The organism is Cupriavidus sp. 01L45, from assembly GCF_056399885.1.
In genome coordinates this window covers 15000-29543 of record NZ_JBFTSG010000064.1, presented here as the reverse complement: position 1 = coordinate 29543, position 14544 = coordinate 15000, and the positions used below count along the sequence as shown (strand labels likewise).

At 63.7% G+C, this 14544-nt stretch carries 14 protein-coding genes and 1 pseudogene; 9 read left to right on the top strand and 6 right to left on the bottom strand.

Annotated features, from left to right (window positions below):
- Nucleotides 1–14: 14 nt before the first annotated feature.
- From AC1DT6_RS33660 to AC1DT6_RS33650, 3 genes are all read left to right on the top strand, one after another.
- Nucleotides 15–1136 (top strand): WD40/YVTN/BNR-like repeat-containing protein, encoded by a 1122-nt coding sequence (locus tag AC1DT6_RS33660; protein ID WP_477115292.1) that lies wholly within the window; start codon nt 15–17, stop codon nt 1134–1136.
- Nucleotides 1133–3580 (top strand): efflux RND transporter permease subunit, encoded by a 2448-nt coding sequence (locus AC1DT6_RS33655; RefSeq protein WP_477115291.1) that lies wholly within the window; start codon nt 1133–1135, stop codon nt 3578–3580. The genes AC1DT6_RS33660 and AC1DT6_RS33655 overlap by 4 nt, the downstream gene beginning before the upstream one ends.
- A gap of 62 nt (nt 3581–3642) precedes the next feature.
- Nucleotides 3643–4647, top strand: coding sequence for a cupin domain-containing protein (locus tag AC1DT6_RS33650; protein ID WP_477115290.1), 1005 nt, complete (start codon nt 3643–3645; stop codon nt 4645–4647).
- Here AC1DT6_RS33650 and AC1DT6_RS33645 read toward each other — a convergent pair.
- Nucleotides 4538–5086 carry a type 2 periplasmic-binding domain-containing protein gene (locus tag AC1DT6_RS33645; protein WP_477115289.1) on the bottom strand — a complete coding sequence of 183 codons (549 nt, stop codon included), beginning with the start codon at nt 5084–5086 and terminating at the stop codon, nt 4538–4540. The genes AC1DT6_RS33650 and AC1DT6_RS33645 overlap by 110 nt on opposite strands.
- 6 nt (nt 5087–5092) lie before the next feature.
- Here AC1DT6_RS33645 and AC1DT6_RS33640 point away from each other — a divergent pair.
- From AC1DT6_RS33640 to AC1DT6_RS33615, 6 genes and pseudogenes are all read left to right on the top strand, one after another.
- Nucleotides 5093–5206, top strand: a pseudogene (locus AC1DT6_RS33640) (acetylxylan esterase); the annotation flags it as partial.
- Nucleotides 5207–5679: 473 nt separating this feature from the next.
- Nucleotides 5680–6675: a 3-keto-5-aminohexanoate cleavage protein gene (locus tag AC1DT6_RS33635; RefSeq protein ID WP_477115288.1), complete on the top strand. Its 996-nt coding sequence runs from the start codon at nt 5680–5682 to the stop codon at nt 6673–6675.
- A gap of 77 nt (nt 6676–6752) precedes the next feature.
- Nucleotides 6753–7823 (top strand): homogentisate 1,2-dioxygenase, encoded by a 1071-nt coding sequence (locus AC1DT6_RS33630; protein WP_477115287.1) that lies wholly within the window; start codon nt 6753–6755, stop codon nt 7821–7823.
- 54 nt (nt 7824–7877) lie between these two features.
- A complete protein-coding gene (locus AC1DT6_RS33625; RefSeq protein WP_477115286.1) occupies nt 7878–8390 on the top strand; it encodes a nuclear transport factor 2 family protein in 513 nt (170 codons plus the stop codon).
- A gap of 18 nt (nt 8391–8408) precedes the next feature.
- Entirely contained in the window at nt 8409–9134 is a 726-nt protein-coding gene (locus AC1DT6_RS33620) for a DUF6081 family protein (RefSeq protein ID WP_477115285.1), read from the top strand.
- A gap of 228 nt (nt 9135–9362) precedes the next feature.
- Complete coding sequence (locus AC1DT6_RS33615) at nt 9363–10349, top strand: substrate-binding domain-containing protein (RefSeq protein WP_477115284.1); 987 nt, start codon at nt 9363–9365, stop codon at nt 10347–10349.
- Between the two features lie 11 nt (nt 10350–10360).
- Here the strand turns inward: AC1DT6_RS33615 and AC1DT6_RS33610 are convergent, their stop codons facing one another.
- The 5 genes from AC1DT6_RS33610 to AC1DT6_RS33590 all read right to left on the bottom strand — a co-directional run bounded on the left by AC1DT6_RS33610 (nt 10361) and on the right by AC1DT6_RS33590 (nt 14512).
- A complete protein-coding gene (locus AC1DT6_RS33610; protein WP_477115283.1) occupies nt 10361–11305 on the bottom strand; it encodes a LysR family transcriptional regulator in 945 nt (314 codons plus the stop codon).
- A 181-nt stretch (nt 11306–11486) separates the two neighbouring features.
- Nucleotides 11487–11990, bottom strand: coding sequence for a ribonuclease E activity regulator RraA (gene rraA / locus AC1DT6_RS33605; protein ID WP_477115282.1), 504 nt, complete (start codon nt 11988–11990; stop codon nt 11487–11489).
- A 230-nt stretch (nt 11991–12220) separates the two neighbouring features.
- Nucleotides 12221–13204: a Bug family tripartite tricarboxylate transporter substrate binding protein gene (locus AC1DT6_RS33600; RefSeq protein ID WP_477115281.1), complete on the bottom strand. Its 984-nt coding sequence runs from the start codon at nt 13202–13204 to the stop codon at nt 12221–12223.
- Nucleotides 13205–13416: 212 nt separating this feature from the next.
- Nucleotides 13417–13908, bottom strand: a complete 492-nt coding sequence (locus tag AC1DT6_RS33595) for an Lrp/AsnC family transcriptional regulator (RefSeq protein WP_477115280.1) — start codon at nt 13906–13908, stop codon at nt 13417–13419.
- Nucleotides 13909–13915: 7 nt separating this feature from the next.
- On the bottom strand, nt 13916–14512 hold the full coding sequence (locus tag AC1DT6_RS33590; RefSeq protein ID WP_477115279.1) for a 3-isopropylmalate dehydratase small subunit: 597 nt from the start codon (nt 14510–14512) through the stop codon (nt 13916–13918).
- Nucleotides 14513–14544: the final 32 nt, after the last annotated feature.

Below are 14544 nucleotides of genomic sequence, written 5' to 3'. Positions count from 1 at the left end.
GGAGACAAGTGAGTATGCAAATGAGAAGTGTGGCCCTGTGCATTGCCGCCGTGGCATGCACGGTTGGCGTGGGGCTGTCCGGCGCGGCCGCCCCGGTGCGCACGGGAGGACCAGCGGACGTACTGGAGCGCCAGTCATCGCGCAGTGTGCTGGCCCCTGCCAGCCTGATGCTGGCGGTGACGCGGGCAGGGCAAAGACTCGTTGCCGCAGGCGAGCGCGGCATCGTACTGCTGTCGGACGATCACGGCCAGTCATGGCGGCAGGGTAGCGTGCCGGTCAGTGTCACGCTCACGAGCGTTTTTTTTGCCACGCCCACGCAAGGCTGGGCGGTGGGGCACGGCGGCGTGATCCTGCATTCCGCCGATGGCGGCGAGACCTGGAGCAAGCAACTGGACGGCGTGCGCGCCGCGCAGTTGGTGCTGGCGGCAGCACAGGGCGCCTCGGCCGAAACCGGGGTGGCAAACGCCGGCGCCGCCGCCCGCCGCCTGCGCGAAGCCGAGCGGCTGGTTGCCGACGGCCCGGACAAGCCGTTGCTCGACGTCTACTTCGCAAATGAGCGCGAAGGCCTGGCCGTCGGGGCATATGGTCTGGCATTCTCGACCGGGGATGCCGGCAAGCATTGGCATCCGGTGGATGGCAGGCTGCCGAACCCGGAAGGCCGGCATCTCTACCGGATTCGCGCGGTTGGCAGCGATCTCTATGTTGCGGGCGAGCAAGGAACGCTGTATCGATCGCGCGACGGCGGCGGCCACTTCGCCGCGATAAAGACAGCCTATCCGGGAAGCTACTTCGGCATGGTGACCGGTTCGCCGGACAAGCTCCTGATCTTCGGCCTGCGCGGAAATCTCTACCGCACACAGGACGCGGGGCAGAACTGGCGTCAGATCGGCAGCGGCCGCAGCGCGGCCCTGACCGACGGCATGCGGGCCGATGACGGCGCAATCCTGATTGTCGACGGCTCCGGAGGCATGATGCGCAGCACCGACGATGGCGAGACGTTCCGGAACATCCCGACAGGTATTGCGGGGCCTATCAACAGCATTGCGCAGGCAGCCGACGGCAGCCTGATCCTGGCGGGCCTGCGCGGCGTAGCGCGCCTGCCGCTGGACAAGATCGGCACAGGAGTCGAACCATGAAGCCCATGGATACATCGTCCCGGCAAGAGGGGCCGAATGTCCCCGATCTGGATGCCGGTTCGGGTTCGCTGCTCGAGCGGATCCTGTTCAACCATCGCCGCGTGGTCGTCGCGCTTTGCGTGCTGGCTACGCTGCTGCTCGGCTATCGCGCGACCGCGCTCCAACTGAACGCGGCGTTCGAGAAGATGATTCCCACCAGCCACCCGTTCATTGCCGCCTATCTCGAGAACAAGCAGGAACTGTCAGGGCTGGGGAATACGCTGCGGATTGCCGTCGAAAACCCCAAGGGGGACATCTTCGATGCGTCCTACATGGAGACGCTGCGCCGGATCAACGACGAGGTTTTCCTGTTGCCGGGCGTCGACCGCTCCTATGTCAAATCGCTGTGGACGCCGTCGACCCGATGGATCGGCGTCACCGAGGACGGACTCGAGGGTGGCCCGGTCATCCCGAACGCCTACGATGGCTCGGCGCAGAGCCTGAAGGCGCTGCGCGCCAACATCGAGCGCTCGGGGCAGGTCGGGCAGCTTGTCGCGGCGAACCTCCGCTCCAGTGTCATCGTGGTACCGCTGCTGGATGTCGACGCGCACGGCCAGCGGCTCGACTATCACGAGTTCTCCGGCAAGCTGGAACGGCTGCGGCATAAATATGAAAGCGGGTCGGTCCGCCTGCATATCACGGGATTCGCCAAGGTCGTGGGCGACCTGATCGAAGGCCTGAAGCATGTGGTGCTGTTCTTCGGCCTGGCGATCGCCGTCTGCGCTGCCGTGCTGTACTGGCATACGCGCTGCATTCGCAGCACGCTGCTGGTCGTGTTCTGCTCGCTGCTGTCCGTGATATGGCTGCTCGGGCTGCTGTCCCTGCTTGGCTACGAGCTCGATCCCTATTCGATCCTCGCGCCATTCCTGGTCTTTGCCATCGGCATGAGCCATGGCGCGCAGAAGATGAACGGGATCATGCAGGACATCGGGCGTGRCCTGCACCGCCTTACCGCTGCACGCCTGACGTATCGCCGGCTGTTTGTCGCGGGGCTTACGGCGCTGCTCGCGGACGCGGTCGGCTTCGCGGTGCTGATGATGATCAGGATCCAGGTCATTCACGACCTCGCGGTCGCGGCCAGCCTGGGTGTGGCCGTGCTGATCTTTACCAACCTGGTCTTGCTGCCCATCCTGCTGTCTTATGTCGGTGTTAACCCCAAGGCGGCGCTGCGCAGCGTGCGCGCAGACGGCGCAAGCGCCGCAAGTGCGAACGCAGGGGCGGGGGCAGCACCGCGCAAGCAAGCGTTCTGGGCATTTCTCGATCGCTTCACGCAGCGCAAATGGGCTGCGCTGGCACTGGGAGTCGCCGTGGTGCTGGGCACCGCGAGCTTCGTCGTGCGGCTTGACCTGAAGGTTGGCGACCTGGAGCCGGGCGCGCCCGAACTGCGTCGGGACGCCCGCTACAACCGGGACACCGCATTCATGGTCGCCAACTACGCCGCGAGCAGCGACACCTATGTCGTGATGGTGAAAACGCAGCAATTCCAGTGTTCCCGCTTCAGCACGCTTTCGCTGGTGGACGACCTGGAATGGAAGCTGCGGCAACTGCCGGGGGTGGACGGCACCAATTCCTTCGCCAGCCTGGCCAAGACCGCCGCCGTGGCCATGAACGAAGGCAGCTTCAAGTGGTACGACGTGCCTCGCACGCAGGACATGCTGAATGCCATTACCACGCGAGCGCCGCGCGAATTGTTCAACCAGAACTGCGACCTGCTGACGGTCTACGTCTACCTCAGGGACCACAAGTCGGACACGCTGGATGCCGTGGTGAAAGTGGTAGACGAGTTCGGCCAGGCCAACAATACGGCGGATCTGAAGTTCCTTTCCGCGGCCGGCAACGCCGGCATCGAGGCCGCTACCAATATCGTGGTCAGACAGGCCAACGGCCAGATGCTCCTGCTGGTTTACGTGGCGGTGATCCTGCTCGCCTTCGTGACCTTCCGCTCCTGGCGGGCGGTGCTGTGTGCCGTGATTCCGCTGATGCTGACGACCATCCTGACCGAAGCGCTGATGGTCATGCTGGGCATCGGCGTCAAGGTGGCCACGCTGCCTGTGATCGCGCTGGGCGTGGGCATCGGCGTCGACTATGCGCTGTACGTGCTTGCCGTCACGCTGGCGGAATTGCGCCAGGGCAACAGCCTGTCGGCGTCCTATTACCGCGCGCTTCTCTTTACCGGCAAGGTTGTCGTACTGACCGGCATCACGCTTGCCATCGCGGTTGCCACGTGGATGCTCTCGCCCATCAAGTTCCAGGCGGACATGGGCATCCTGCTTGCCTTCATGTTCATCTGGAACATGCTCGGGGCACTCATCTTGCTGCCGGCCCTGGCCTGCTTCCTTTTTCCTCATGCCGCGTCGGGTGCCCGGGTGCCGGCTGGCGCAACGGCGTCCGGTTCCTCCGGCTGATGCGATGCAATGGTGCCACTATTGAAACTGAACGAGAAGAATTGGATATGGATCAGGATTGGATGAAGCCGAGTCAATTGGAGGAACCCGGGACGCTGGCGGAGCGTGCCGAAGCGCTGCACCTGTTGCCGGGGTGGTTCAGGCGGCCGACGCCGCTGCTGTGGCGCGAGATGCGGTCGCAGTGCGTGCCGGCCCATTGGCGGTACCAGGAAGTCCGCGAGTGCCTGCAGCAAGCGGCGCATGAGGTGTCCACCGAGGAAGCGGAGCGGCGCAACCTGATCATGTGCAATCCGATTCCGGACAACGACCACGCCACCTTGCGCACGCTGATCTGCGCCTACCAGACCATGCTGCCCGGGGAAAAGGCGAAGTCGCACCGGCATTCTCCCCATGCCATGCGGGTCATACTGGAGTCGCGGGGTGCCTATTCGATCGTCGACGGGCACAAGCATCCGATGGAAAGCGGCGATATCGTGCTCACGCCGGGCGGTTCCTGGCATGGCCATGGTCATGAGGGCAGCGAGCAGGCCTACTGGCTGGACGGGCTGGACGTGCCGCTCACCCATCTGCTGGAGCCGATGTTCTATGAGCCGCATCCCGATCATTGGGAGCGGGTCGCGCAGGAAACCGCGCATTCGCCGATGCGGTTCGCGTGGGCCGACACCGTGGCCGCGCTGGATCGGGCAGAGGACGACCCCACCGGCCATTTCGGCACCACCATCGCGTTGCCTACACCGATGATGCCGACGGTCACGCTGAAGGTCAGCCGGTGGCCGGCGAACTGGCCGAACCGGCCATACCGCCATACCGCCAATGTCATCTATGTGGTGATGCGCGGCAGCGGACGCTCCGTGGTGGGTGACCTGGAAGTCGACTGGCGCTTTGGCGATACCTTCGTCGCGCCGGCGTGGAGCCGGGTTTCGCACCATGCCACCGAGGACAGCGTGATCTGTTCGATCAGCGACGAGCAGCTGATGCGCTGGACCCGGTACTACCGGGTCGAGGACCTCGGTCAGGGTGCGACGCCGGGAATCGGGGGAATCGCGGCGACGAGCGGCAGCCGTTGAGGTCGGCGGTGGCAGCGCAGGTTCGTCCAGTGCCCGCCGCACAGTCCGGCGCGATTCCGTAGCGCCGGGCAATGCGCAGCAGCAGCGCGTCGATCTCGCGCAGAATCGGCCGCGGGTCGTCGGCGCGCCACATCAGCGTCGACGGCATGTCGGGCAGGTCGATCTCGACGACGGCGATCTGCGGCGTGGCGCAGTAGCTCGACGCCCGCTTGATCAGCATCACCAGCCCCTGGCGGGCGACCACCGCCGCCAGCGCCTCGCGGATGGTACGCACCAGTGGGCCATCGCCGATCGGCTTGCCTTGCGGGGTGTGGCGGGGGAAGTGGTAGTCCTGCCATTCCTGGCTGATCGAGCACGGCACCAGGCGCACCAGCCGCTCTTGCGCCAGCAGTTCGGGATCGAGCAGGCGTGCGCTGGCGAAGGGATGGTCCTGCGGCACGCACAGCATGCGCTGGCGGTGGCCGCCCTCGACAAGCGCATCAAGTGCGTGGTCAGCCAGGTGCCGACCATCAGCGGCTTCACCGGCGCGCAGCGCCGCGTGCCCTACCACAAGGCGCGCCTGAGCTGCCGCTCGCCGCCAAATGCGTTCAAATATCTCCCCGATGGCACTTGAGCTTACGCCGCAGCGGCTCGCGTCGCCAGTACCTTGACTATGGGTACCTGCGGGTGCGGGAGTTTCGATCATCCTTCATAAGGGAAAACACGGAAATCGAATTTTTGGATTCGATCAATCCAACTTGCCTCATTGATCAAGCCGCTGGGGTGAGTAGAATTCCCTCAACGAACCGGGCCCACCGCATGCGCTTTCGTACCCCGCTGGTCCCGGCGGACCCCGCCACCTTCTACGGCGGCGGCGCCGGCGGCTACACCGACTGTCCCGAGCATCAGTAGCAGTTCCATCTGCAGAATCGACCGGGCGTTGCCGGCGGTGGCGACCCATGCCGAGCGATCGGCTGCGGCATCGCTTGCCCGGACAGGAGCTGCGGTGTCCTGCGGCGCGAGAAAAGTCCTACCTCAAAGGAGACCCTAAGCATGTTTGACCTCACGAAGGACTGGAAGGAACTGCCTTCCCGCAACGAAATGATGAAGCGCCGCGCCAGCCGCGAACTGGAGTCGCCGCCGCCGCCGGAAGTCCAGGCAAAGTGGGATATCCCCGAGTTGCTGGTGGTCACGTGTGCGGTTTCCGGCCGTATCGCGCTCGAGCACGACGCGGGGATGCCGGTGGACTTTCCGGTGGATTTCGAGGGCGTGGCGCGGGCGACCGCCGAAGTGGTCGAAGCCGGTGCCTGCGGGGTCCATATCGACTTCGGCGGCCTTGCCGCGATCCAGGAGTCCGGGCTCAGCGTGATGGAGTGCCATGACCGCGTGATCAGTGACGTGCGCAAGGCGACCGATGCTGACTGGGTGGTGGACTGCAACATCCTGCGTGGCAACAACTTCTACGAAAACGCCTATCCGATCCTGGCTGGTTATGCGGAAACGATGCCGATGGCACCGAATTTTCCAGTGGAGTGGATGCAATCGGCCGCGACCGTTGCGCAGGAGCACGGGGCCGCACTGTTCTTCTCGGTGCACTCCACCTCGGAAGTGGATCTGGCGAATCGCTATCTGCTGTCGACCGGCATTGTCAAGAAGCCGTCGGGCTGGTGCATCCTGATCGGCTATCCGATCGACGATGCGACCGACCGGCTGGGCGCCTACCTGCCGCATACGAAGGCGATGATGACCGAGCTGATCCAGATCGTCGACCGCATCCATGAGATCGACGCCGACGCTTTTATCTATGTCTGCGCATCGGGCCGGGCCGGACATTACCTGGCCACGGCGGCCATCATGCTTGGCCTGCACGTTCGCGTGGGCACCGAGGATGCGATCTACCGATATCCCCACAAGGACGAGATCGTGAGCGGCAATCTCGAGATGGTGGCGCGCGTCAAGGCGACCGCCGAGGTGCTCGGGAGAAGGCTGGCCACGCCTGCCGAGTACCGCGAGATGATCGGCATCTCCAAGCGCAAGGCCATGAAGTAAGCGCGTCACAAGGCACTGTAGCCGTCGGGCCGCAGTGCTCTTCCATGTTAACCAAAGGACGGAAGAAAGGACGGAGCATGGTACAGCCAATCACGCAGCCTCTCGCCGCAAAGAGCCCGGACGAAGCGAAGCAGGCAACTCCCCATACGCTGGCAGTACACACTCGAGACGGCTTCGCCGGTGATGTCTGTGCCGTGTTGCGGCCCTATCCCACGCACGAGTACATCGAAGTGGATGGGCCACATGCCCCGCACCGCCTGGATCTCGCCAGCCTGGATCTGGCGGACAGGAACGATCCTTCGGCACTTCCTGTTGCGTTCCTGGCAGGGCGGGGCGGCCTTTCGTTGAGCGCGTCGGCGCTGGCGGCGCCCACGCCTTATGCCTGGCGCAATGCCGAACATGACGAGATGCACTTCGTCCAGGAGGGAACGCTCGACTACGTGACTGATTTCGGTACTTTGCGTGCGGAGCCCGGCGATTTCATCTACCTGGGGCGGGCAGTGACCTATCGGGTCATGCCGTTAACGACGCCGACGCTGCGACTGATCGTCGAAACGCCGCAGCGCATCCGCATCGCCACGCTGGAGCCGTTTGGCGTCGTCGATGTCGACCGCGACGTGCACCGGCCCGATCCGGCACGGGTTTCGACCTGCTCGGGGCAGACGCGGCTGCTGGTCAAGTCCTTCGATGGCATCACGCGCTATCTGCTGCCGCGTGATCCGCTCGCGTTGTCGGCGCACCTGGGTGGCCAGGCCCCGGTCTGGAAGCTCAACCTGACGCGCATCGGGCGCATCTCCTTCGGCGCAGGCGTGCCCGGCGCACCCGCCCAGTTCGCCGAAACCAGCACGCGCGACACGATCTTCTTCACGATGAGTTCGCGCAAGAATCCGCGGCCGCCTCTGCACCACAACGCGGACTATGACGAGATCGAACTCTATTTTCGCGGCCCGGGCGCGCGCGGGGTGATCGACCAGCCCGGCACGCTGACGTGGGTTCCCAAAGGGGTCGCCCACTGGGGGCCGGAGGAGGATGTTCCTGAAGGGAACTGGGCGTGGCTGCTTGAATCCAGGGACACGCTGCGCCTGACCCAGTCGGGCCTTGCGGCTGCGCAACGGATGGAGACGGGGCATTGGGGCCTGCACAAGTAGCGCCTGCATCCCGACCGTGGTCTTGCCAACAATCCAGCCACAGGAGATCGAAACGTGGAACGGTTACCGCAATCGCCGCAAGCGCAACTCAGGTGGCTGACGGATCAGGCAGCCATCGGTGCGCTGCTGATGCAGTACGCATGCTGCGTGGACGTCGGCGAGTTTGACGCGTTAGCGAATCTCTTCGTGGAAGAAGGCGTGCTGGACCTGCCGTTCGGCCGGGTGGGAAAGGCCGACATCGCGTCGTTCTCAACGGAAGTACTGGGGCAATTCTCGGCAACGCATCACATGATCTCGAATCATGCGATTGCGCTGGATGGCGACTCCGCGACTGCGCGCGCCTACTTCCAGGCGACTTGCGTGGCGAGTGCCGGCTCCCCGGCAAAACGCAGTGTTCTTGGGGGGTGGTATGACAACGTTTACCGCCGCACCCCGGCCGGATGGCGGTTCGTACGCGTGAGCGTGACATTCATCTGGGCGGACGGCGAGCCGCTTGCCGGAGCCAGCCCAACCTCGTCGGACGCCCGCTTGCAGGCCGGCGCGACGCTTCCCGGTTCATCCGGCTGATGCCACAACGGAGCCACTATGACTACTCAGATACTGGACCGCTTCAACTCTGGTGAGATTGATGCGCAACGATGGGAAGTGGTGCAGCTGCCTATGGAGGGCGGCGGCATATGGAGGTATGAGGATCCCGGTTCCCGGGTGCAGGCGGAGCATGGCGTGCTGAAGCTGGAAATCGAACGCTTCCGGCTTCAGCATGACCAGATCCCGATGTTCGACAATCCCAAGCTGCTCTACATGATGCGCGAGCGCATCAGGCTACCCAGGGACGGAGCTGTGACCATTTCATGCGACATGGCATGCAAGTCGCACCATGGCAATCCGGATGATTTGTTGGACGGCTTCGCCGCCTTCAACGTGGTGGACCAGGCGACCGGAATGGTGTTCGATTTTATCGTGTCGGAAACCAGGACGGGAGTTGTCTACGAGCGCCTGCCGTTGCCGGGCATTATCTCAGCGGGCGGCGACTGGGTGCACGTGATTCAGTCTCCGCTGGTCACGCAGAACACGCCGGAGTCGTTTCATCACTATTCGATTAGGCTGGATCGCAGCGCGCATACCTGCGAGTGGAGCGTGGATGGCAAGCGCTTCTATGYGACCACCGGTATCCCGGTTGATATCGAGAGCGTTACCCCCGGGCTTGGCCTGTTCACGCTGAAGAAGCCGATGCCTGGTGTCGGCAGCGTTTCGAATCACGGCCAGGGAGCGACCGCGTGGTGGCGGAATCTGTCGGTCACGCTGGAATGATGCGCCGTCGTTCGATTTCATTCCATCCGGCATCGCCATTCAGGCAGGAGAAACCCGTTGCAATTAGATTGTTGGATTCTGCATATTCGATGCGATGAATTGACGGGATGAAAGAAATAACATGTCAGTGCCCGCCAATACCTACGCGGAGGCGGAATGGCTCTATCGGGGCATACGTCTGTAATACGACCACCGCAGTATCCAGCCATTTCACTACGGACCGGAACCATGAACAGACTGCGAATCACCCTCGCTTGCGGCGACTACGATCGCACCGCGGCACTCACGCATGGCAGCATCGGCCTGGAGGGGGTCGACCTTCTGCCCCTTTCCCTGCCGCTGGAGGAGATCTTCTTCCGGATGCTGAAAGGCAGGGAATTCGATTGTGCCGAGATGTCGTTGTCATCCTATGTGATGTCGCTGGGGGGGGAGGAACCGCCTTTCATTGCCATTCCGGTGTTTCCCTCGCGGTTCTTCCGGCACTCCTGCGTTTTCGTATCGGGGCGCAGCGATATCCGTGAGCCTGCCCAGCTCGCCGGTAAACGGATCGGTGTGCCGGAATACCAGATGACGGCCTCGGTCTGGATCCGGGGCATGCTGGCCGATGAGTACGGACTGCCTGTCCATAGCGTCGAGTATGTGACAGGGGGGCTGGAAGAGCCGGGCCGGCAGGAAAAACTGGCGCTGGACTTGCCTGGCGAGATCCGGATTCGCCCGGCAGGGCAGGGCAAGACCCTGGCGCGCATGCTCGCGGATGGAGAAATCGACGCGCTGTATACCGCGCGCACCCCTTCGAGTTTCGGCACCGCTGGCGTCAGGCGCCTGTTTGCCGATCCCGCGGAGGTTGAGCGCGCCTATTTCCGCAAGACCGGCATCTTCCCGATCATGCACACCATCGTGATTCGCCGTGAGCTCGACCGCGCCCATCCGTGGCTGGCGCAGACCCTCTACAAGGGCTTCGTGGCGGCAAAGCGGCTGGCACAGCAGAAGCTGGACGACATGGCGGCGCTGACGACCATGCTGCCGTGGCTGGGCGAACATGCCAGGCAGACACGGCAGGCGCTGGGCGACGACTGGTGGCCCTACGGGTTGCACGAGAACCACGCCGTGCTCGACACCTTCCTGCGCTACCACCGTGAGCAGGGCCTGTCGAAGCGCAGATGGGAGCCGGCGCAGCTGTTCGCGCCGCAGACGCTGGCGCAGTTCAGGGTATAGGGCGCGTGCCGTCAGATCGCATGGGGCGCGAACCGTGCCGGCGCTATCGGCTGAGCCTGGAACAGATCGCGCAGCAGGCTGCGGATCCAAATGTTTTCCGGCGTGTTGTGATAGCGCTTGTGCCAGTGCTGCCGTACCGGGAAGGTCGGTGACTCGAACGGCAGCGCATGGATGCGCACGCGCCCGTTCTTAACCAGGAACTCTGCGGCATTCAGCGGCACGGCCGCGATCATGTCAGTCTCTGCGACGATGTCGAGCAGGCTCAGGAAGTGAGAGACGCGCAGTTCGATCCGCAAGGGGAAGCGGGCGGCGCGAAGTTCCTTTTCAATCAGTTCCCAGGTCCGCACCGTGGAACTGACAGCGACTGCCGGGGCGGCCAGGAAGCCTTGCAGCGACAGGGCATTGCCGATAAACGGATTGCCGCAGCGCGCAATGCAGACAAAGCTGCCGTTGTGCAATTGCTGCTGATAGGTGCTGGCCTTAATCAGATCGGGGAAATACCCCATGGCTAGGTCCACTTCGCCGCTCTCCAGAGCTTCGTCGAGCTGGGACGGGCCTAGCGATACCGCCCGGACTCGCGCGTGCGGTGCATGCTGCTGCAGCGCCCGAATGATGCGGGGAATAAAGTACATCTCCCCGACATCATTCATGCAGAAGACAAACTCCCGGCGCGTACTGAGCGGGTCGAAGGCTTCCGAGCCAAGGACTTCCGTGCGGATGGCTTCGATGACGCGCCGGACCGGGTCCGACAAGGCCTGTGCGCGCGGCGTGGGGCACATCTCGTTATGGATCCGGATGAACAGCGGATCGTTGAACAGCGTGCGCAGCTTGTTGAGCTCGTAGCTCATCGCGGGCTGGCTCAGGCCGAGCTGTCGGGCGGCTTTGGTCACGCTCTTCGACATCAGCAAGGCATCGAATACAACCAGCAGATTCAAGTTGACTTTGAACAGATCCATCTGGCAGGCGTGTTGGGGGAGGCACAGGCCGGGCGCGTGTCCGGGCGTTCGGAAGATCTATAGGCTGCAATATGCTGATGGGCAGGGCCGCCGGCGCAACGGCGGCTCTGCCACAAAGTGGAACGAGAGGAGGCAATCCGCAAGCGCGCACGTTCGCAGTGCGCGCCCACCGCCATGCTGGTCAGTAGGCTTGCGGCGGCTCCGTTGCCCGGATCGCCTCCGGGCTGATGAGCACGGCATCCGCGTCGCAATAGACCCATTCGCCCGGCCTGAACGTCACGCCGCCGAAGGTCAGCGATACGTCATCTTCGGCGCCGGGCTGCTCGCTGGCATTGCGCAATGCCGTCGTGCCCAGGGCCTTCACGCCGATGTCGATGCCATTGACGGTCTTGCTGTCGCGAATGACGCCATGGATGACCAGTCCGGCCCAGCCATTGCTTGACGCCAGTCCGGCCAGCCGGTCGCCAAAGACGCCGATGCGCAGGGAGCCGCCTGCATCGACCACGAGGACGCGGCCGGCGCCTGGCGTCGAAAGCCGGCGCAGGACGGGTCTGTGGTCCTCTTGCACGCGCAGGGTCGCGCAGGGGCCTGCGAAATGCTTGCGCAAGCCGAAGCTGCGGAACTGCAGCTGGCAGACGGAGGTCGTGTCGGGGTGCTCGTCGGAAAGATCACTGGTAGAGAACATGGCAAGAGGAGAGTGGGAAGCAAAAGAATGTGCGCAGCCATATGACGCCACATGGCCGCACCTGCCTATTCAGCTTTCCTTAGTTCGCGACATCATAAGAACAACCACCGTCATTCCCGCTGAGGCGGGAATCCAGCGTCTTTCACGTCCCTGTTGGGGACAAGTCACTGGGTTCCCGCCTTCGCGGGAACGACAAGCAGGAAGCGTTGTCGTGATCTTGGGAAACATTTTTAGTTGAGCGTGATGCCGGCCTTTTTCACCACCTCGCCGTATCGTGCGTAGTCCCGGCGGATCTGCTTGCCGAATTCATCCGGGGTGTTGCCGACCGGGGTGATGCCGAGGTCGAGCATCCTGGCCCTGGTTTCCGGCTGCTCCAGCACCTTCCTGGTCTCCCGCTGCAGGCGGGTGACCACGGCGGCCGGCGTGCCGGCGGGCGCGAGGATGCCTACCCAGGAATCCACGCTGAAGTTCTTGACCCCGGAATCCATCAGCGTCGGCACATCGGGGAGCGAGGCGATCCGGTGGCTGCCGGTGACGGCAATGGCGCGGACCTGGCCGCTCTTCACATACTGGGACACGCTGGCGACCGCAGTGCATAGCACGGGGAGGGAGCCGCCGAGCACATCGGTCAGCGCCTGTGAGCCGCCCTTGTACGGGATGTGCTGCAGGTTGATTCCCGCCTGTTCCTTCAGCAATTCCCCGGCAAGGTGGCAAGTGGTGCCGGTGCCGGAACTGCCAAATGACAGGCCTGTGCCTTTCCTGGTGCCCGCGTAGGCGACCAGCTCATTGAAGTTCCTGGCCGGCACGGAAGGACTCGTCACGAAGATCAGGGTGGCATCCCCTACCTTGGTGACGGGCGCGAAGTCGGTCAGCACGTTGAAGCGCGGCTTCGTGATGTGGGTGGCGGTCACCAGCGCCCCATCGAAGCCCAGCAACAGGGTGTAGCCGTCGGGGTTCGACTTTGCCACCATCTCCGCGCCGATATTGCCGGACGCGCCCGGCCGGTTGTCGACGATGACGGATTGCCCCAGCGACTGGCCCAGCTTGTCCGCCACGAGGCGCGCGGTGGCGTCGGTGACGCCACCCGGCACAAACGGCACAACCAGGCGTATGGGGCGGGAAGGGTATGCCTCGGCGTTGGCCCGGGCAGGCATGCTGCCGAGAATCGCGGCGGTGATGCCCAACAGGCCGAGGAATATCTTCGGGTAATGCATGCTGTCTCCTGCCAATTTGTAGTTTGATGAGTTATGTGCATCGCTTTCGGCCATTCTACGGAGGAGAACGAAGCATGAAGTGCTGTTCCCGCGCCGAATGCACGGGGTGCGCCGTCGAAAGTTTCGAGGTGACAAGTCCGGGCGGCATGATGTGCTGCGCTCACGCGTGCGCTGGCATCTGCGGCAAGTGCCGCGCTCCGGGCAGGCCGCCGTTATCGCCCCTGCTTTCTTGGCGTGGGCTCCGGCAGTGGCAGTGCAGTCTGGTATTTCACCTGCTTGAGGGCGAAACTTGAGCGGATGCTGGCCACGCCAGCCAGCCGCGTCAGCTTGTCGACGATGAAGTGCTCGAGTGCCTGCACTTCGGAAACCACTACCCGGATCAGGTAATCGGAATCGCCGCTCATCAGATAGCACTCCATCACCTGCGGCAGTGCCAGGACCGCGCGCTCGAACGAGTCCAGGCCGGCACGGGTCTGCTTTTCCAGCGTGACCTGGATGAACACGTTGACGTTGAGGCCAAGCTTGCGGGGATCCAGCAGCGTGACATGTCCGCTGATCAGTCCCGACTGCTTCAGCAAGCGCACACGGGCAAGGCACGGTGACGGCGAGAGATTGATGCGCGCGGCCAGTTCCACATTGGTGAGACTGGCGTCGCGCTGCAGCTCGGCCAGTATCCTGAGGTCGATTTTGTCGAGGTCGATCATGGGCGAATCAAGGTTGAGACTGCAGGACGTCGAGCCTGGCGTGGGTCTCGGCGCCGGCCTGAATCAGCACGGACAGGGAGTCCCAGTTGCCGCTCAGTAATTGCTGCCGCGGGCCGTTGCGCATGTCGATGGCCAGCGTCATATCGGGAAGGGTGAGCGTCATCGTGGTCAGGTCGATTTGGAGTGTGGTGGCCGGCCGGGTTTCGCAGTACGCCTGCAACTGCCGCACCGCATCAGCAGGCAAGTGAACGCATGCGATGCCCAGCGCCACGCAATTGCCGGCGAAGATTTCTCCAAACGACTCGCCCACGATGGCGCGTATGCCTAACCGGCGCAGGGCCTGCGGAGCGTGCTCGCGCGATGAGCCGCAGCCGAAGTTGGCATTGACCAGCAAGATCTCGGCGCCGGTGAAGCGCGGGTCGTCGAAGGGGTGCAGACGGTGCTGAGCGCGTGCCAGCGCCCGCTCGTCGCCGAATACATGGGCCTCCAGGCCTTCGAAGGTAATGCACTTCAGATGCCGCGCGGGCATGATCTGATCAGTATCGATGTCATCCCCGCACAATGGCATGGCACGGCCCGCAATCTGTTCTATCCGCTGGTTCATGTCGCTCGATGGTGTATGAGGGTCGGAAAGCG